Annotated in this window: 15 protein-coding genes; 8 read left to right on the top strand and 7 right to left on the bottom strand. The window is 68.5% G+C overall.

The annotated features are described in order from the left end of the window. The first annotated feature begins 79 nt into the window (after positions 1-79). The gene (locus tag E8A12_RS22355) at positions 80-1,075 is read left to right on the top strand and encodes a fatty acid desaturase (protein ID WP_293373054.1); all 996 of its coding nucleotides are present in this window, start codon (positions 80-82) and stop codon (positions 1,073-1,075) included. Here the strand turns inward: E8A12_RS22355 and E8A12_RS22350 are convergent. From E8A12_RS22350 to E8A12_RS22330, 5 genes are all read right to left on the bottom strand, one after another. Further along, entirely contained in the window at positions 1,072-2,775 is a 1,704-nt protein-coding gene (locus tag E8A12_RS22350) for a hypothetical protein (protein WP_293373052.1), read from the bottom strand. The two genes, E8A12_RS22355 and E8A12_RS22350, sit on opposite strands and share 4 nt — an antisense overlap. Positions 2,776-2,867: 92 nt before the next feature. Continuing rightward, entirely contained in the window at positions 2,868-3,812 is a 945-nt protein-coding gene (locus E8A12_RS22345; RefSeq protein WP_293373050.1) for a hypothetical protein, read from the bottom strand. Between the two features lie 61 nt (positions 3,813-3,873). Next, positions 3,874-4,539: a DNA alkylation repair protein gene (locus E8A12_RS22340; protein WP_293373048.1), complete on the bottom strand. Its 666-nt coding sequence runs from the start codon at positions 4,537-4,539 to the stop codon at positions 3,874-3,876. A gap of 4 nt (positions 4,540-4,543) precedes the next feature. Further along, the gene (gene pseI / locus E8A12_RS22335) at positions 4,544-5,599 is read right to left on the bottom strand and encodes a pseudaminic acid synthase (protein WP_293373046.1); all 1,056 of its coding nucleotides are present in this window, start codon (positions 5,597-5,599) and stop codon (positions 4,544-4,546) included. A gap of 52 nt (positions 5,600-5,651) precedes the next feature. Continuing rightward, positions 5,652-5,849, bottom strand: coding sequence for a hypothetical protein (locus E8A12_RS22330; RefSeq protein ID WP_293373044.1), 198 nt, complete (start codon positions 5,847-5,849; stop codon positions 5,652-5,654). 33 nt (positions 5,850-5,882) lie between these two features. Here E8A12_RS22330 and trxB point away from each other — a divergent pair, with 33 nt between their 5' ends. Together trxB and E8A12_RS22320 are read left to right on the top strand one after the other, a co-directional pair. Further along, positions 5,883-6,911 carry a thioredoxin-disulfide reductase gene (gene trxB, locus E8A12_RS22325; RefSeq protein WP_293373042.1) on the top strand — a complete coding sequence of 343 codons (1,029 nt, stop codon included), beginning with the start codon at positions 5,883-5,885 and terminating at the stop codon, positions 6,909-6,911. Further along, complete coding sequence (locus E8A12_RS22320) at positions 6,908-7,402, top strand: N-acetyltransferase (RefSeq protein WP_293373040.1); 495 nt, start codon at positions 6,908-6,910, stop codon at positions 7,400-7,402. The genes trxB and E8A12_RS22320 overlap by 4 nt, the downstream gene beginning before the upstream one ends. On the opposite strand, the gene E8A12_RS22315 is transcribed toward E8A12_RS22320, so the two are convergent. Beyond that, positions 7,399-8,523 carry a cell wall hydrolase gene (locus E8A12_RS22315; RefSeq protein WP_293373038.1) on the bottom strand — a complete coding sequence of 375 codons (1,125 nt, stop codon included), beginning with the start codon at positions 8,521-8,523 and terminating at the stop codon, positions 7,399-7,401. The genes E8A12_RS22320 and E8A12_RS22315 overlap by 4 nt on opposite strands. 250 nt (positions 8,524-8,773) lie before the next feature. Between E8A12_RS22315 and E8A12_RS22310 the strand changes: the two genes are divergently transcribed. The 5 genes from E8A12_RS22310 to E8A12_RS22290 all read left to right on the top strand — a co-directional run bounded on the left by E8A12_RS22310 (position 8,774) and on the right by E8A12_RS22290 (position 15,886). Further along, the gene (locus E8A12_RS22310; protein WP_293373036.1) at positions 8,774-10,765 is read left to right on the top strand and encodes an ATP-binding protein; all 1,992 of its coding nucleotides are present in this window, start codon (positions 8,774-8,776) and stop codon (positions 10,763-10,765) included. A 146-nt stretch (positions 10,766-10,911) separates the two neighbouring features. After that, positions 10,912-11,997, top strand: a complete 1,086-nt coding sequence (gene nadA / locus E8A12_RS22305) for a quinolinate synthase NadA (RefSeq protein ID WP_293373034.1) — start codon at positions 10,912-10,914, stop codon at positions 11,995-11,997. Further along, complete coding sequence (locus tag E8A12_RS22300; RefSeq protein WP_293373032.1) at positions 11,997-13,520, top strand: L-aspartate oxidase; 1,524 nt, start codon at positions 11,997-11,999, stop codon at positions 13,518-13,520. The genes nadA and E8A12_RS22300 overlap by 1 nt, the downstream gene beginning before the upstream one ends. Then, positions 13,517-14,362: a carboxylating nicotinate-nucleotide diphosphorylase gene (nadC, locus tag E8A12_RS22295; protein ID WP_293373030.1), complete on the top strand. Its 846-nt coding sequence runs from the start codon at positions 13,517-13,519 to the stop codon at positions 14,360-14,362. Before E8A12_RS22300 ends, nadC begins: the two co-directional genes overlap by 4 nt. Positions 14,363-14,428: 66 nt before the next feature. After that, positions 14,429-15,886: a coniferyl aldehyde dehydrogenase gene (locus E8A12_RS22290; protein ID WP_293373028.1), complete on the top strand. Its 1,458-nt coding sequence runs from the start codon at positions 14,429-14,431 to the stop codon at positions 15,884-15,886. Between the two features lie 5 nt (positions 15,887-15,891). Here the strand turns inward: E8A12_RS22290 and E8A12_RS22285 are convergent, their stop codons facing one another. Then, positions 15,892-17,505 (bottom strand): MDR family MFS transporter, encoded by a 1,614-nt coding sequence (locus E8A12_RS22285; protein ID WP_293373026.1) that lies wholly within the window; start codon positions 17,503-17,505, stop codon positions 15,892-15,894. Between the last annotated feature and the right edge of the window lie 62 nt (positions 17,506-17,567).

Genomic DNA, 17,567 nt, shown 5'->3' with positions numbered 1-17,567 from the left:
GCATCCAGCATACAATGCTGGCGATCCTGCTGGTCGGAAAGGCCGGGCGCGATTTCCTGAAGATCGGCGTCTAGAGGCTATGGCCGATATCGACAGCGAGATCGGCGCGCGAAAGCTCCTCGATCGGGAGGCCTACCACAGGCTGCTGGCCAAGCGGGACGGCCTCGCGGCCATGCTCCTGCTGGTCAGGGCGGCCTTCCACGTCACGCTCCTGGCCTGCAGCAATCTGTTGTTTTCGGAAGGCCACGTCCTCGCGGCCGGCCTGCTGCTTATCCCCCACTTCATGACCTGGTCGTTCCTGGGCTGGGCGGGCATTGGCCACGAACTCTTCCACCGCTCGGTCTTCTCCGCGCGGTGGCTGAACCTCGCCCTGTTCCGGCTCTTCTCGATCCTGACATGGAACAACTACGGCTACTTCGAGGTCACCCATCCGACGCACCACCGCAGCACCCTGGGGGACGGTGACCTGGAGGCCAACCCGCAGGGGCGGCTGACAATCCTGGGCACCCTGGCGCTGCTTACAGTGGATGTCGGCGCCCTCTGGCGACGGGTCAGAATCCTGACGCTCAACGCGTTCGGCGCGCCGCCCACGGACGCGCTCGCCAAGGTGTTTGCGCCCGGCAGCGAGGAGTTCATTAAGCTGAGGAATGGCGCGCGCGGGGTCCTGGCGGGCCAGGCGCTCCTGGTGGCGACCTGTCTGTGGCTCGGGTCGCCCTTCCTCGCGCTGGCCATTTCCCTGGCCCCGTTCTGCATGACCTTCCCCAACCGGACCCTGGCGGCGCTGCAGCACTTCAACCTGTCCGCCGACAAGACGGCGGGCGACTATGAGAGCTCTACCCGGACAGTGGTCCTGGACCCGATCATCGGGTTCTTCTACTCGGACATGAACTTCCACCTGGAACACCACTATTTCCCGGCCATACCGCACTACAACCTACGTCGGGTTCACGAGGTCTTTGGACGTGGCGGCAAGCACCGCCATATCGAGCGCGGGTACTGGAACGGGGTGAAGCTGCTGGCGCGGGAAGGCTTCTTCACCTCCAGGAAGACGGCTGGACCTGGATCCGGCGCTTAAGCCGAAGCCGCCCAGCGGGCGAACATCTGGCGGAACGCGTCCTCCACGATGCGCGTAAAGCCGGCTTCGTCGCGATAGGACGAGGCCTCGAACGCCGGGCGTATCCGCGAGCGCAGTCGGTCCAGCGCCTCGAAATCGGCCGTCAGTTCGAGCGCCCTTTCGACATACTCGTCCCAACCGTCTGCCACGAGTTCGGGGATGCCCAGGGGCGCCACCGTGCAGGCGGCGCTGCGCGCATAGTAGTTGTCGCCGGTGTTCGACAGGACCGGCACGCCGTTGCCGAGCGCGTCATGGGTCGTGGTCCCGCCGACGGCTGGCGAAGGATCGAGGGCCAGATCGATGTCCCGGAACTCAAGCAGATAGTCGAGACCCTTGCTCTTGCCACGGAACTCCAACTGTTCCGGCTGCGCGCCATACGCGGCGAAGCGCGCCTGGGTCGCCCGCTGCAGCACCGAGTCGACGAAGTAGCTGTATTTGAGGACCAGCCTGTCGGCGGGTCGCGCGCGCAGGATCAGCGCCCACGCCGCAACCGTCATCTCGTCCAGCTTGGCCGGGTTGTTGAAGGACCCATAGGTGACGTAGCCGTTCTTGAGGGCCGGCGTCGGTGTCGGGTCCGGGCGGTCGGCCGCTGGACGGCTCGGGCTCATCAGCTCCCCGAGGCTCCAGACCTCCTCGGCGAAGTAGGCCTCAGTGCCTGGGACGGCCATCCCATCACAGTGGATCACATAGTCCATGCAGGTGAGGCCCGTACTCTGCAGGAAATTGATCCAGGCGACCTGAACAGGCGCCGGCCGAAGGGCGAACGTCGGCAGGCGGCTGCCGGCGGTGTGACCCCAGATGTCGATCAGGACGTCTATCTCGTCGTCGCGGACCATCGCGGCGACCTGTTCGTTTCCGAGGCCGCCGATCTTGCGCAGCCTGCACGTGGCGGGAAGCGGCCCTTCGGCGTCAGGATCGGTACAGTAAAGGTGGACCTCGACCGCCTTGGGATCATGCGCCTCAAGGACCGGCAGAAGAAACTGGGCCACCTGATTGCGCGTGAAGGTCGGACCGATATAGCCGACGCGCAAGGGGCGATCCGTGTTCCGCGAGTTCGCGAAAGTCACCGTCTGCGGCGTCAGGGGCGCGGCGTAGAGATCGCCCCACTTGCGAGATTCCTGCGCCATGCGCCCGGGGCCACACAGGGCGATGAACACCGGGTGCAGCAGGAATTCATGGATGGTGGGGCTGGCGAAGATCTCGGCGGCGGCGTTGAAGACCGCCATCGCCTCATGCAACCGACCCTGGTGCTGCAGCGACAGGCCGTAGCTGAGCATCAATTGCGGATCGAGGGCCTCGAAATCGAGCGCCCGGCCCAGGGCCACGCTGGCTGGGCCCATGAGCTCGGCGGCGTAGAGCTGGCGGCCGATCTCGGCGCAATAGGCCCGGTCGGACTGGAAGCGGTCCATGTCCGCCCCTGCGGCGCGGATGGCGGCCACGGCATGCAGGGTGCGTGCCTGCTCCAGGGTTTTGCTCGCGGCGTCGCCGGCCCCGGCGGCCTGCAGGGCGCTGTAAAGCCAGTAGCGGCTTTCGTAGTCCGCTGGATCGGCCTCGGCCTGGCCGTGAAAGTTCTGCGCCGCCCCCGCCGCGTCGCCGGCGGCCAGAGCCGCACGCCCTGCGGAGATGGGGTCGCGGACCGCCAGGGTCGGGGCGACGGACATGAGGCTGGCGACTCCGGAGGGACCAGCCCCGACAGTCGGCGATCATGATTAATGGCCGTTGAAGACGCGCCCTCGAAGACGGCGACCGCCGTCTAGGCCTTCAGCACCGTATTGGCCTTGATCGACGCCGAGCCATCGGCGGCCAGGTCCGCGCGGGTGGCGGTGAGGCTCAAGGGACCCCGCAGTCGGGCGTTGACGGCGTCGAGGCCGGTGGGGCTGTCCTGTCGGCGGGCCACCAGATAGCGCAGGGAGATGCGCTCGTGGTCGGCGGCGTCCGGCTGGGTGCCGTGCAGGGTGCAGGCGTGCCACATGGCCGCAAAGCCGGCGTCGCCGGTAAGGACCTTCTGGCGCGCCACCACCTCGCCGTGCTCACCGTTGCGGTAGAGCCAGTCGGTGTCGCCAATTCGGGTCAGATTGTGCGGGAAAACCGAGCCGCCCAACTGATGGCTTCCTTCCAGGAGGTAGAGCGGCGCGTCGGCGCGGGTCACCGGATGGAGGTAGATGTACAAGGTCAGGAAATCGGCTTCGCGGGCCTTGTAGTCGATCAGGTCCTGGTGGAAGTCGATGCCGTAGAAATAGGTCACATCGCGATATTGCGGCCGCACATAGGCGCCGAGATTGTTGACCGGATTGCCGAGGATGCGTTTGCGCAGCCACTCAGGCACCGAGGCCGCCGGCACGCCGCAGACCACCTTCTTGTTGAGGATCTCATAGTCCGGACCCAGCAGGGCGGTGATCCCCTCTACGATTTGCGGGGCCTGTTCGACAAACCCGAGCTGGGCCTCGAACCGCTCCAGCAGGTTGCGGCCGGGCTTGGGATTGACGCCGATATATTGCGGGTCGGCGTCGAAGTCCCCTTCGCTGAGGAACAGGGCCGAGCCGAAGTCGCGGGTGGCCTTGATTGCGGTCAGCAGGTCGGCGCAGGCGGCGGGGTCGAGCGGCTGGTCGAACAGGTGCGCGCCGTCGCGGATGAAGTCGTGCACGACGGTCTCGCTGAGCGACGGCTCCAGCTCACGAAGTCTCGGCATGGCGTTCATCGGACGGTCTCCCGGAATCTCGACCATCAGGCCGCGATTTGCCTGAATCCGCGGTTAACTTTTAGCCCTTCCGCGGGGTCTTGAGACCGGTGGCGAGCTTGTGTCGCACCTCGCGCTTGGCCCGCGCCGGCAAGACGGCGTCCATCTCCGCCAGGAAGGCCTCGACCGCCGGCCGGTCGCGCTGCGCCAGCACACGCAGAGCCCAGGACAGCGCCTTGACCACCATGTCGTCGCGGTCGGCGGCGAGCCGGCGGCAGATCGGCAGGGTGCGCGCCGCATCGCTCGGGCCGCCTGAGGAAAGGGCGTTCAGGCCGACGGTGGCGACCAGGGCCGAGCGGCGCAGCCAGCGGTCGTCCGTCCAGCTCCAAGCCTCAACCTGGGCATCGGCGAGACGCCGCTTGGCCCACAGCGGGCCGGTGAGGATCGTCCCCAGGGCGTCGACGGCGTACCAGGACTGGGCGCGGCGGCCGAACCCCTCGATCTGCGCCTCGCCGACCGCGGCGAAGGCGGCGGGATGGAAGCGGATCAGTTCATAGGCGATCCATTTGCCCATCTGGTCCGCCCTCGCCTCGAAGGCCTCGGCGACGGCGAGCACCTCGGACGCAGCGGCGGGCCGTAGCGCTTTCGACCACCTCCTGCGGACCGTGCGTTCAGAGGCGGTGTCCCGCCGCGGCAGGGCGGCGATCTCGTCCGCGATCCTGGAGGCGATTTCGGCCGCGGCCTCCATCGCCCTAAGCCAGCATGTCCCAGGCCAGCGGCTCGCCGCGGGCGAGGTCGCGGGCGGCGGGACGGCCCAGCACCTCGTCGAGGTGCGCAGGCGGCAGGCCGTTGCCGGGTCGCACGGAGCGGACGTTGGCCCGCGTCAACGGCTCGCCGGCCCTGACGTCGGCGGTGATATAGAGCGAGCGGCGGAACTGGCGGTTGGCGCGCTCGGAGCCCAGGAGGTCGTAGTGGGCGCGGCCGAGCGCGGTCCAAGCGTCCTTGCAGTCGCGCACCAGGCTGGTGAACTCCGCCGGCTCCAGGCTGAAGGCCGCATCGGGCCCGCCGTCGGCGCGGGCCAGGGTGAAGTGCTTCTCGATGACGCTGGCGCCCATGGCGATCGCCGCCACCGAGGCCGCCGAGCCGTGGGTGTGGTCGGAAAGGCCGACGGGGCTATCGAACCGCGTGGCCATGTCGGCGACTGTGCGGACGTTGGCGTCGGCGAGGTCGGCCGGATAGCTGGACACGCAATGCAGCAGCACGACGCCTGCCGCGCCGCCGTCCAGCGCCGCGGCCCGCGCGGCCTCGATCTCGGCCAGGTTGGCCATGCCGGTGGAGATGATCAGCGGCTTGCCCTTGGCCGCGGCGTAGCGGATCAGCGGCAGATCGACAGCCTCGAAGGAGGCGATCTTGTAGGCGGGTGCGCCCAGGCCCCCGAGAAGGTCGACGGCGGTTTCATCGAAAGGGCTGGAGAACAGGGTGACGCCCCGCTCCGCCGCGCGGGCGAACAGCGCCGCGTGCCATTCATAGGGCGTCTGAGCCTCCTGGTAGAGCTCGTGCAGGCTTCGCCCGTCCCAGAGGCCCCCGGTGATCCGGAACTCCGGCCGGTCGACGTCGAGGGTAATGGTGTCGGCGGTGTAGGTCTGGATCTTGATCGCGTCGCAGCCGGTGGCGGCCGCCGCGTCGATCATGGCGAGCGCGCGGTGGAGGCTGCCGTTGTGGTTGCCCGACAGCTCACAGATCACGTAAGGCGGCTGGTCCGCTCCGATCTTGCGGCCGGCAATCTCGATGTGGGGCGAAGTGCTCATCGCCGGGCAATCTAAGCCGACCGGCTGAAACGCGCGTTAACTAAGCTGGCCTTCAGAGCAGCGACGGCGGCGGCGCCTCGTGGCCGACCCTGGGCCGCGTCCCAGCGACCAGGCCGAGCGCGATGCCCGTGCCAAGGCCCACCATCGCCACGGCGGAAAACAGCCTCAGCCCAAGGCCCAGCGCCACGCCTGCGCCCACGGCGGCGCCGACCAGGCCGATGACGCCGGCGGTCTTCAATTCGTCTTGCATGTGGCGCTCCAGAATCGCACCTACATAAGGGCCATGATCGAAGATCGTTCCGAACCCCGCCCCGACTCCGCAAGGGCTGTCCGCTGCCTGATCGTCGGATCGGGTCCGGCCGGCTACACCGCCGCTGTCTACGCCGCGCGCGCGCTGCTCAATCCCGTGCTGATCCAGGGCATCCAGCCCGGCGGCCAGCTCACCATCACCACCGACGTCGAGAACTATCCGGGCTTCGCCGATGTGATCCAGGGGCCCTGGCTGATGGAGCAGATGCAGGCCCAGGCCGAACATGTGGGGACCGAGATCGTGGGCGACATCGTGCTGTCCGCGGACCTTTCCAAGCGCCCGTTCCGGCTGACCACCGACAGCGGCCAGGAATGGCTGGCCGAGACGCTGATCATCGCCACTGGCGCCCAGGCCAAGTGGCTGGGCCTGCCGTCGGAGCAAACCTTCCAGGGCTTCGGCGTCTCGGCCTGCGCCACCTGCGACGGCTTCTTCTACCGCGGCAAGGAGGTCGTCGTCGTCGGCGGCGGCAACACTGCCGTGGAGGAGGCGCTGTTCCTGACCAATTTCGCCTCGAAGGTCACGGTCGTGCACCGCAAGGACGAGTTCCGCGCCGAGAAGATCCTGCAGGAACGGCTGTTCCACCATGCGAAGATCGAGGTGGTCTGGGACAGCGTGATCGACGAGGTGACCGGCGCCACGGACCCGGTCAGCGTCACCGGCGTCCGGTTGAAGAACGTCAAGACCGGCGAGACCCGGGACCTGGCCTGCGACGGCGTCTTCGTCGCCATCGGCCATGCGCCGGCTTCGGAGCTGTTCAAGGGCCAGCTGGAGATGGATTCCGCGGGCTATCTTAAGGTGAAGGCCGGGTCCGCCGCGACGGCAATCGAGGGCGTCTACGCCGCCGGCGACGTCACCGACGACATCTACCGCCAGGCGGTCACCGCGGCTGGCATGGGCTGCATGGCCGCGCTTGAGGCGGTGCGTTTCCTCGCCGAGGAAGACCACCGCAAGGCGCACCATCCGATCAGCCACCACGAGGCGGAGAAGATCGGCGTCTGGTGAGCCGGGTCCGCTACGCCACGCCGGCGGACCATGCCGCCATCGCCGAGGTCGTCGCCGGCGCCTTCGGGCGCGCCGACGAGGCAGAGCTGGTGGCGCGGCTGAGGACCGACGGAGACGCGATGTTCGAGTTGGTCGCCGAGGACGCCGGCAGCGTCCAAGGCCACATCTTTTTCAGCCGTCTGTGGGCCGACCGCACCGGGCTCTATGGCGCGCTGGCGCCCCTGGCGGTGCGCCCGGAGCGCCAAGGCGAAGGCCTGGGCTCGCATCTGGTCCGCACCGGACTCGAGTGCGCCAAGGAGTTCGGCTGCCATGGCCTGCTGGTGCTGGGCGACCCGGCCTATTACGGCCGCTTCGGTTTTTCCGCGCACGACGCGCGCGAGGTGGTCTCACCCTATCGTGGCCTGGCCGGCTTCCAGGCCCTGGCGCTGGAGGATGGCGCCTTCGCCGAACGCCTGAACGTCGCCTACCCGGACGCCTTCAGCGCCGTCTAGTTCTCGCTTCCGGGCGGCTTGGCCGCAGCGGCCGAGGCGTCCTGGCCCTTCTCCATCGCCGCCAGGCTCTCATTGATGCGCTTGACCTCGTCCGGAGTCGGCTGGCGGCGCGGGGCGTAGAGCACGCTCATCACCCGCGTCCGTTCGCCGTTGGCTGTCGTGGGATCGACCACATTGTAGGTGCGCACCTCGCCGGCGATGGCGAGGGTGATCTTGCGCTCGGCGGACACGCCCTGGATGGGCCCGGCGAGATAGCCCTGAGTGCGCGGATCGAGGCTGGCCAGCAGCTGCGGCGACAGATCGGACTCGCGGCCCTCGTAGCGGTTGTTGAAAGCCGGCGGTTCACCCCACGGGCCGGTCCAGCGATAGAAGATGTGCTGACCCACCTGGGTCATCTTGACCAGGGTCGGCGCCCAGTAAGGCACCACATAGGCGGCGTGATAGTGCGTCGCCGAGCCCACATCCTTGTCGACGAAGCCAGCGAGCGCCTTCCTGGCTACCTCCTGCGCCTGTTTCCACAGCGCCGGCTGCGGGGTCCAGCGCAGAGCCCCGTCGCAGGTGAAGGTGAACTGGCAGCCGGTCGGCCGGGCCGACCCCTCATAGACCACCCCGCAGACGGAGTGCGGATAGGCCGGGTGACGCACACGGTTCAGCACGACCTGGGCCACGGCCTGCTGGCCGCGCACAGGCTCGCGCGCGGCCTCGTAGTAGATCGCCTGGGTCATGCAATGCAGGGCCCGCGCACTGTCGTCGGCGTCGGCCTGCAGCACAAACGGCCGCATCGGGCGGATCGGCAGACCGGCGAAGGGGCGCAGGTTGTTGATCGCCACCGCGCCCTCCCCTTCCTGGGTCGAGAAACCGAGGTCGGGCACTGTGCGCAGGTCCAGGTTGGTCCAGCCGAGCGGCCGTCCCCAGAGGTCGGGGCGGCGCAGCGCCGGGTCGTGGCGCCGGGCGATGTCGCGAATGCCGGGCTCGAGACGCGCCGTGGCGGCGATCAGGGCCGGGTCCGACAGGCCCTGGGCCGCCAGGGCATGGGCGTCGGGCGCCTGGGCCCGCGACGAGGCGCGCTCGGCCGCCGGCTGGCAGGCGCAGAGCACCAGGCCGGCCAAGGCCGTCGCCAAGCCGGCGCGGCGCCATCTGTCGAAAGCCTTGAGGATCTTTAAGTCTTCCCTGTTTCAGCCCTTCGAACCTGACCCGACTTTTCGTCCCGGGTTAGGCCGCAACCCGGCCACAACATGAACAAGCGGCGCCGGAACGGGACAGTTCCCCTAAGCGGCCCAGCGTCATATCGCCGGTTGCGCCTCGCCGCCAGGGCTCCCATTCTGCCGTCGCAGGCCAAGCCTGCAGATCGCGTGCCGGAGAGGCCACCGAATGAAGCCATCCGAGTGGCCGCTGCGTTTCGTGCCCCAGCGCTCGCCACCGCTCTGGCAGGCAGTGCTGGTCACCTTGGCGGCCTTCGCCGGCGCCGTCTTGATCCGGGCTCTGCTGCTGGGCTTCGCCAACGCCACCAGCATTTCGGCGACCTATTTTCCGGCGTTCATCCTGGCGACCCTCTACGCCGGGCCGCGCTGGGGCTGGGGCTCGCTCGTCTTCATCATGGTGGCGGGCTATCTGCAGACCAATTCGGTCACCTCGACCCTCTCGCGCGACGCCGTCATCCTGCAGTTCGGCCTTTCGGGCGCGGCGACGGTGCTGGTGGCCCAGGTCCTGCGCGAGACCCTGCTGCGCCTGGAGGAATCCAAGGCCGCCGAGGCCAAGGTGCAGGCCGACCTGATCGCCACGGAGGCGCGCTTCCGGACGCTGGCCGACAGCGCGCCGGTCCTGATGTGGGTCTCCAAGCTCGACGGCAGCCGCGAGTTCGTGAACCGCGCCTACCTGGACTTCCTGGGACTGGACTACGACGAGGCGATCAAATTCGACTGGCGCGGCATGATCCATCCCGACGACCTGCACCGCATCGCCGCCGAGGAAGCCAAGAGCCTCGCCGACGGCGGCGACTTCATCTGGGAAGCCCGCTATCGCAGCAGCACTGGCGAACACCCGTGGATCCGCTCGATCTCCCAGCGCCGCTACGCGCCGAACGGTGAGCTCGCGGGATACATTGGCGTGGGTTACGACGTCTCCGACGCCAAGCGCGCCCAGGCCGATCTCACCCGCATCAACGACCTCCTGGCCGAGCGGGTGCAGGCCGCGCTCGCTGAGCGCGACCTCGCCGAGGCGGCCCTGCGGCGCGCCCAGAAGCTGGAGGCGGTGGGCCAGCTGACCGGCGGGGTGGCGCACGACTTCAACAACCTGCTGACGGTCATCATCGGGGCTCTGGACCTGATGCTGCGACATCCCGGCGACGCAGCGAGGCGCGAACGGATGATCGAGGCGGCGCTCGGCGCGGCCAAGCGCGGCGAGCGCCTGACCCAGCAACTGCTGGCCTTCTCGCGCCGCCAAGCCTTGAAGCCCGAACTGGTGCTTATCGACGAGCTGTTGGCCGAAAGCGAGCCGCTCCTGCGGCGCGCGGTGGGCGAAGCGGTGACGCTAGCCATCGAACCGGTCGGCGGCGGCGCGGTCTGCAACATCGATCCCAGCCAGTTCGAGGCGGCGGTGATGAACCTGGTGGTCAACGCCCGCGATGCAACACCGCCCGGCGGGTCCATCCGCGTGGAGACGCATCCTTGCGTCCTGAAGGCGGGCGAGGCTGAGGACGCGCCGGCCGGCGACTACCTCTGCGTCTCGGTGCACGACACCGGCGCGGGCATGGATGATGACACCGCCAGCCGCGTGTTCGAGCCTTTCTTCACCACGAAGGAGCCGGGCCGCGGCACGGGTCTTGGCCTCAGCCAGGTCTATGGCTTCGCGCGCCAGAGCGGTGGGGCGGCGCTCGTTGAGAGCGCTCCAGGCAAGGGCGCGACGCTGCGAATCTATCTCCCACTGGCCGAGGCAGTCGCTGGCCGACCGGCCGCCCCACCCGAGGCCCAGGCAATGGCGCATGGTCCCCCCCGGCGCGTGCTGCTGGTCGAGGATGACGCCAGCGTCGGCGAGATGGTCGAGGCGATGCTCGCCGACCTCGGCCACGAGGTGCTTCGCGCCGAGGCTGCGGCGCCCGCCATCGAGATCCTGGGACGCAAGGACCGAATCGACCTGATGCTCACCGATCTGATCATGCCGGGCGGCATGAACGGGGTGGAACTGGCGCACGCCGCCGTCGCGCTGCGGCCCGGCCTGCCGGTGATCCTGACCTCGGGCTACACCGGCGAGACTCTGGGCGCCGCGGCCCAAGCGCCCTGGCCCCTGCTCACCAAGCCATACCCCGCAGAGGCCCTGGCGGCGGTGATCGATGCGGTGATGGGGAAGGCGCCGGCGACCGTGTAGCAATCCGTGACTTGCGAAATCGCCGCAGGCGTCTATATGTCCATCACCAGTTTTGCTCGAACTGAGCATAACTAGCGCCAGCGACCGTCTCGTCTGGCGTCTTTTTAGACCGAAGTAATGCTCAAATTGAGCATAAGGAGGCTCGCATGGCCGCCGACGGGTTCCAGTTCGCGTTCACGCCTGATGTGGAGACCGAAACCGCGCCGATCTGGCGGAAGGTCCAGCGTCATGTCACGCCGATGGAATGGCGCGCCCAGGCGCCGCTGATCGCCGCCATCAATCGCCTGAAGGCGGAGAAGGACGCGGTGATCCTGGCGCACAACTACATGACGCCGGAGATCTTCCACGGAGTCGGCGACTACGTTGGCGACAGCCTGGGCCTTGCCAAGGAAGCCGCGACCTCGAGGGCCAAGGTCATCGTCCAGGCCGGCGTGCACTTCATGGCCGAGACCTCGAAGATCCTCAGTCCCGAAAAGACCGTCCTGATCCCCGACCTGCGTGCCGGCTGCAGCCTGGCCGCCTCGATCACCGGCGCCGATGTGCGGCTGATCAAGCAGCGCTATCCCGGCGTGCCGGTGGTCACCTACGTCAACACCACTGCCGAGGTGAAGGCCGAGACCGACATCTGCTGCACATCCGCCAACGCCGTGCAGGTGGTCGAAGAGGCCGCGCGCCTTTTCGGGACCGACCGGGTGATCCTGATCCCGGACGAGTTCCTGGCCCGCAACGTCGCCCGCCAGACGCAGATCAAGATCATCGCCTGGCAAGGTCGCTGCGAGGTGCATGAGCGCTTCACCGCCGCCGACATCCTGGAGATCAAGGAGGCCTATCCCGACGCCGAGGTTCTGGCCCACCCGGAATGCCCGGCCGAGGTGATCGCGGTCTCCGACTTCACCGGGTCCACGGCGGCGATGAACGACTACGTCGTGTCGCGAAAGCCCAAGCGCGTGGTGCTGATCACCGAGTGCTCCATGGCCGACAATGTCGCAGCCGATGCGCCGGACACCGAGTTCGTGCGGCCCTGCAACCTCTGCCCGCATATGAAGCGGATCACGCTGGAGAACATCTACGAGTCCCTGCTGCACGGGCTGCACGAGGTGAGCGTGGATCCCGTCATCGCCGAGCGCGCGCGCCTGGCGGTGCAGCGGATGATCGACCTGCCGCCGCCGGCCAAGCCGGCCCGCTACGACCTGGTCAAGGCGCGCCACCATGTCGATGTTGAGCTGATCTGATGAGTCGTCTCGCTTTCGACGGCGTGCTGATCGTTGGCGCTGGGCTGGCCGGGCTTTCCGCCGCCCTGGCCGCCGCGCCGCGCAAGGCGCTGGTGCTGACCGGCGCGCCGCTGAGCGAGGGCTGCTCGTCGGCCTGGGCGCAGGGCGGCATGGCTGCTGCGCTCTCCGAGGGCGACACGGCCGCACAACATGCTGAGGATACCATCGCAGCCGGCGCCGGCCTGGTGGATCCCGGCATGGCGCGCCTGCTGACAGAAGAGGGGCCCGCCGCCGTCCGCGCTCTGGCCGAGCTGGGGGCGCCCTTCGACCAGACGGCTGACGGCGCCTTCGTCCAGAGCCTTGAGGCCGCCCACTCGCGCGCCCGCGTGGCCCGCGTCAACGGCGACCAGGCCGGCGCGGCGATCATGCGCGCGGTGATCGCCGCCGTCCTGACTGCGCCGCATATCGAGGTGCGCAGCGGCCACCACCTGCGCGGTCTGTTGCAGGACGCCGGCGGCCGCGTGCGCGGCGTGGTCTGCGAGCAGGCGGGGGGGCTGATCGAGATCGCCGCGCCGGTCACGATCCTGGCCACCGGCGGAATTGGCGGGCTCTATGCGGTGACCACCACGCCCGCGGGGTTGAAGGGCGAGGGCCTGGGGCTGGCGGCCCTGGCCGGCGCCGTGATCGCAGACCCGGAGTTCGTGCAGTTCCACCCGACCGCGATCGACATCGACCACGATCCCGCGCCGCTGGCGACCGAGGCTTTGCGCGGCGAAGGCGCAGTGCTGGTGAACGCCGACGGGACGCGGTTCATGGCCGCCTATCACCGCGACGCTGAGTTGGCGCCGCGCGACGTCGTGGCCCGCGCCATCCACGCCGAGCGCGAGGCGGGCCGCGGCGCCTTCCTCGACGCCCGCGAGGCCGTGGGCCCAAATTTCCCCGGCGAGTTCCCCGCCGTCTTCGCCGCGTGCATGGCCGCAGGCGTCGATCCGCGGATCCAGCCGATCCCGGTCGCGCCGGCCAGCCACTACCATATGGGTGGGATCGCCACGGACGCTGACGGCGCGACCTCGCTTCCCGGGCTCTATGCCGCCGGCGAATGCGCCTCGACCGGGGTGCACGGCGCCAACCGCCTTGCCTCCAACTCACTGCTGGAGGCCGCGGTGTTCGGCGCTCGCGCCGGGCGTGCGGCGGCTGCGGTGAGCGATCCGGCTCCCGCGCGGTCGGTCCGCCTGGTGTCTCCGACCCTGCCGCATGAGGCCGTGCAGCGGCTGCGTCGGGCGATGAGCCGCGACGCCGGCGTGGTCCGCAGCGCCGACGGCCTGCTGTGTCTGCTGGACGAGATCGAGGCGCTGGAGCGGGAGCATGGCCGCACCGCCGAACTCGCCGCCGCACGCCTTGTGGCGGCCTCGGCGCTGGCCCGCGCGGAGAGTCGCGGCGGCCACTTCCGCGCCGATGCGCTTCCGACGTACGCCGAACCACGCCGGACCTTCGTCTGCCTGCGCGATCTCCTGCCCGCCGCCTGGAAGCACGCCGCCGAATGATCGAGCCGCTGCCGGATCTGCTGACTGCGCCCGTCGTCCAGGCCGCCCTGGCCGAGGACCTCGGACGGGCCGGCGACGTCACATCTCAAGCCTGCGTGCCCGCCGGGGCGCGGCTGCGCGCGGTGTTCGCGAGCCGGCAGAGCGGCGTCGTGGCCGGCCTGGCCTGCGCACGGCTCGCCTTGGCCGCCCTCGACCCCAGCGCCGATTTCAAGGCGGTCGTGGAGGATGGCGCCCGCGTTGGGCCCGGCGACAAGCTGGCCTGGGTGGAGGCCAACGCCCGCGCCTTGCTGGGCGCTGAACGTGTCGGCCTGAACCTTCTGGGTCGCCTCTCGGGCGTCGCCAGCCTGACGCGGGCCTATGTCGACGCCATCAAGGGGACCGGCGCGATCATCGTCGACACCCGAAAGACCACGCCGGGCCTGCGTGCGCTGGAGAAGTACGCCGTGCGCTGCGGTGGCGGGGTCAACCACCGCTTCGGCCTGGATGATGCGATCCTGATCAAGGACAACCACATCGCGGCTTGCGGCTCTGTCGGCGAGGCGGTGCGCCGCGCCAAAGCCGCGGCCGGTCACCTGATGAAGGTCGAGGTGGAGGTCGATGGCCTGGGACAGCTGGAAGAGGCCCTGAAGTACGGCCCGGACGTGGTGATGCTGGACAACTTCGCCCTGCACGAGCTTGCCGAGGCTGTGCGCCGCACCGCCGGCCGCGCGGTCCTGGAAGCCTCCGGCGGGGTCACCCTCGAAACCGTGCGAGAGATCGCGGAGACCGGCGTGGACGTGATCAGCGTCGGGGCGCTCACCCATTCCGCCAGCGTCCTCGATATCGGCCTGGACGCCGCTTGACGTAGGGGCGCGGTTGAAGAGCAAAGAACACCGGTCCACGGTGTCGACGACGACGGAGGAACGACCATGAACGTGGCGACCAAGATCGAGCCTGCCGGCCAGATACAGCGGATGGCCGGCGTGTTGGCCCGGCAAAAAGCCGCCAACATCCGCGAAGGGGCCCCCACGGCGGAGGTCCGGATCGAGCGCATCAACCGCGCCATAGTCGCCCTGCTGAAGCACAACAAGGCCATCGTCGACGCCCTGTCCCAGGATTTCGGCTCTCGCGCCGAGGCGGTCAGCGGCATCACGGATATCGGCGCCTCGCTGGGCCCGATGAAGCACGCCAAGGCCCACCTGAAGACCTGGATGAAGCCGGAGAAGCGCAAGACGACGCCTGCGATCCTGGGCTTCTTGGGGGCCAAGGCCGAGGTCCGCTTCCAGCCCAAGGGCGTGATCGGCATCATCAGCCCCTGGAACTTCCCGGTGAATCTGACCTTCGCCCCCTTGGCCGGGGTCCTCGCCGCCGGCAATCGGGCGATGATCAAGCCGTCCGAATTCACGCCCGCAACCTCGCAGGTGATGGCGGAGATGTTCGCCGAGGCTTTCGACGAGGAGGAGATCGCGGTCTTCCCGGGTGGGCCTGACGTCGGTCAGGCGTTCTCGGACCTCGCCTTCGACCACCTGGTGTTCACCGGCGCGACCTCGATCGCCCGGCATGTGATGAAGGCGGCCGCGGCCAACCTGGTGCCCGTCACCCTGGAGCTCGGCGGCAAGAGCCCGGTCATCCTGGGCAAGTCGGCGGATTACGCCACTTCGGCCGCGCGGATCATGGCTGGCAAGACGATGAACGCCGGCCAGATCTGCCTGGCGCCGGACTACGTCATGGCGCCCGCCGACCAGTTGGGGACCTTCGTGAAGGAGGCCACCGCCGCCGTCACCGCCATGTTCCCGACCATCAAGGACAACCCCGACTACACCGCGGTGATCGCCGAGCGGCACTACGAGCGGATCAAGGGCTACGTCGACGACGCCCGCGCCAAGGGCGCCGAAATCGTCGAGATCAACCCGGCCGGCGAGGACTTCAGCCAGCAGGAGCACCGCAAGATCCCGCCCACCCTGATCCTCAATCCCACCGAGGAGATGAAGGTCATGCAGGAGGAGATCTTTGGCCCTGTCCTGCCGGTGATGACCTACAGGACCGTGGGCGAGGCCATCGCCTATGTGAACGCCCACGACCGGCCGCTCGGCCTCTACTACTTCGGCGACGACGCGGCGGAGGAGGCCGAGGTCCTGGCCCACACGACGTCAGGCGGGGTGACCGTCAACGATGTGATCTTCCATGTGGCCATGGAGGATCTGCCGTTCGGCGGCGTCGGACCCTCGGGCATGGGCAGCTATCATGGCGTCGACGGCTTCCGCGAGTTCAGCCACAGGAAGTCCATCTATCGGCAGATCAAAAAGGACCTCGGCCCGATGAAGGCCTTGCGTCCGCCGTATGGTCCCGGCGTGAAGGCGTTCCTCGCTGGACAGCTGAAAGGCTGAGGCTTCTAGAGGTGCGCTTCGGCCGGGATGACTGTCTCGCCGTCCTTCTTGGGCGAGGCCTGGGCCCCCATCAGGCTGCGGTCGCGCATGGGCACGTTGGGGATCAAGAGCGTCACCAGGAAGGCCACGGCCACCACGTAGAGGCCGAGGAAGAAGACGCTGGTGATCGCGTCGGAGATGATCACCTTGATGAACATCGGCAGCACCGGCGCCGCGCCCGCGTGCGCCGCCCCGCCCATGGCGCGCAGCTTGCCCACGTCCACGCCCGGCATGATCTTGCCCAGGCCCGAGTTGAGGTTGGCGGTCAGGAAGGTGCCGAAGATCGCCACCCCCATGGTGGAGCCGATCTGACGGAAGAACTGGCTGGACGAGGTCACCACGCCCAACTGGGTGATCGGCATCGCGTTCTGGATGGCGATTGAGAACAGGCTCTGGCCGGGTCCGAGGCCGATCCCCAGCACCAGCATCCGCCACGCCAGGTCCAGCCGCGAGGTGTCAGCGTGCATCCGGCTGAGCAGCCAGATTCCGAGGAAGGTGACCACGAGGCCGCCAACCATGAAGGCCTTGTACTTGCCGGTCTGGCTGACCATCCGGCCACAGAGGATCGACGAGCCGAAGAGCCCGAACATCAGCGGAAGCTGCGCCAGGCCGCTGGTGGTCGCCGCCACACCCTGCCCCAGTTGCTGGAACAGCGGCAGGAAAGCCACGGTGCTCATGAACGACATGGAGACCAGGAAGCCCGCCAGATTGGCGGTGGTGAACACTCGGTTCTTGAACAGCTCCAGCGGAAGAATGGGGTCCGAGGCGAACCGCTCGTTGACGATGTAGAGGATGAGGCCAAGCGCCGAGCCGCCGAACAGGCCCAGCTCCATCGCCGAGCCCCAAGGGTACTGGTGGCCGCCGAAAGTCAGCGCCAGCAGCAGCGGCACCACCGTGGCGATGATCAGAGCCGCCCCGATGAAGTCGATCTTGCCCTTCGCCTGATGGCTCATCTTCGGCATCTTCACGATGATCATGAAGAGCGACAGGATCGAGAGCGGCAGATTGATGTAGAAGACCCACCGCCAGCCGGCGATGACGTGTCCCGCCAGGCTGACGGTGCCGTGGTCGGTGAAGTAGCCGCCGATCAGCGGGCCGATGGTGCTGGAAAGCCCGAACACGGCGCCGAACATGCCGCCGATCTTGCCCCGTTCGCGCGGCGGATAGAGGTCGCCGATGATCGCGAAGGCCGTCGTGAACAGCGCCCCGCCGCCGATCCCCTGCAGCGCGCGGAAGACGATCAGCTGCACCATGCCGCCGCCGATGACCGGCAGCGGCCCGAATTCGCCGGACAGCCCCGACAGCCACGATCCGGCGAGGAAGAACAGGATGCCGGCCAGCAGCACGGGCTTGCGCCCGAAGAGGTCGCCAAGCTTGCCCCAGATCGGCACCATCACCGTCGAGGACAGAAGATAGGCTGTGGTCACCCAGCTGTAGAGCGCCAGGCCGTTCAGCTCCGAGATGATCCGCGGCATGGCGGTGGCGACGATCGTCTGGTCGAGCGCCGACAGCAGGAAGACGATGGCCACGCCCCACAGCGTCACCCGCTTCTCGATGTCGGTGAATTCCGTCGTGCTCACAGTCTCGCGCCCCCCAACGCCGATTCCCTGGATTCATAACCTAGGTATGGCAGAGGGCGCGA

The sequence above is a fragment of the Phenylobacterium sp. genome (assembly GCF_004799395.1).
GTDB lineage: Bacteria > Pseudomonadota > Alphaproteobacteria > Caulobacterales > Caulobacteraceae > Phenylobacterium.
This window is presented reverse-complemented; position numbering and strand designations above follow the sequence as displayed.

What these genes read in the sequence shown, in the direction of transcription:
- E8A12_RS22355 (WP_293373054.1), top strand. Translation starts at nt 80, where the DNA reads ATGGCCGATATCGACAGCGAGATCGGCGCGCGAAAGCTCCTCGATCGG.
- E8A12_RS22350 (WP_293373052.1), bottom strand. Translation starts at nt 2,775, where the DNA reads ATGTCCGTCGCCCCGACCCTGGCGGTCCGCGACCCCATCTCCGCAGGG.
- E8A12_RS22345 (WP_293373050.1), bottom strand. Translation starts at nt 3,812, where the DNA reads ATGAACGCCATGCCGAGACTTCGTGAGCTGGAGCCGTCGCTCAGCGAG.
- E8A12_RS22340 (WP_293373048.1), bottom strand. Translation starts at nt 4,539, where the DNA reads ATGGAGGCCGCGGCCGAAATCGCCTCCAGGATCGCGGACGAGATCGCC.
- pseI (WP_293373046.1), bottom strand. Translation starts at nt 5,599, where the DNA reads ATGAGCACTTCGCCCCACATCGAGATTGCCGGCCGCAAGATCGGAGCG.
- E8A12_RS22330 (WP_293373044.1), bottom strand. Translation starts at nt 5,849, where the DNA reads ATGCAAGACGAATTGAAGACCGCCGGCGTCATCGGCCTGGTCGGCGCC.
- trxB (WP_293373042.1), top strand. Translation starts at nt 5,883, where the DNA reads ATGATCGAAGATCGTTCCGAACCCCGCCCCGACTCCGCAAGGGCTGTC.
- E8A12_RS22310 (WP_293373036.1), top strand. Translation starts at nt 8,774, where the DNA reads ATGAAGCCATCCGAGTGGCCGCTGCGTTTCGTGCCCCAGCGCTCGCCA.
- nadA (WP_293373034.1), top strand. Translation starts at nt 10,912, where the DNA reads ATGGCCGCCGACGGGTTCCAGTTCGCGTTCACGCCTGATGTGGAGACC.
- E8A12_RS22300 (WP_293373032.1), top strand. Translation starts at nt 11,997, where the DNA reads ATGAGTCGTCTCGCTTTCGACGGCGTGCTGATCGTTGGCGCTGGGCTG.
- nadC (WP_293373030.1), top strand. Translation starts at nt 13,517, where the DNA reads ATGATCGAGCCGCTGCCGGATCTGCTGACTGCGCCCGTCGTCCAGGCC.
- E8A12_RS22290 (WP_293373028.1), top strand. Translation starts at nt 14,429, where the DNA reads ATGAACGTGGCGACCAAGATCGAGCCTGCCGGCCAGATACAGCGGATG.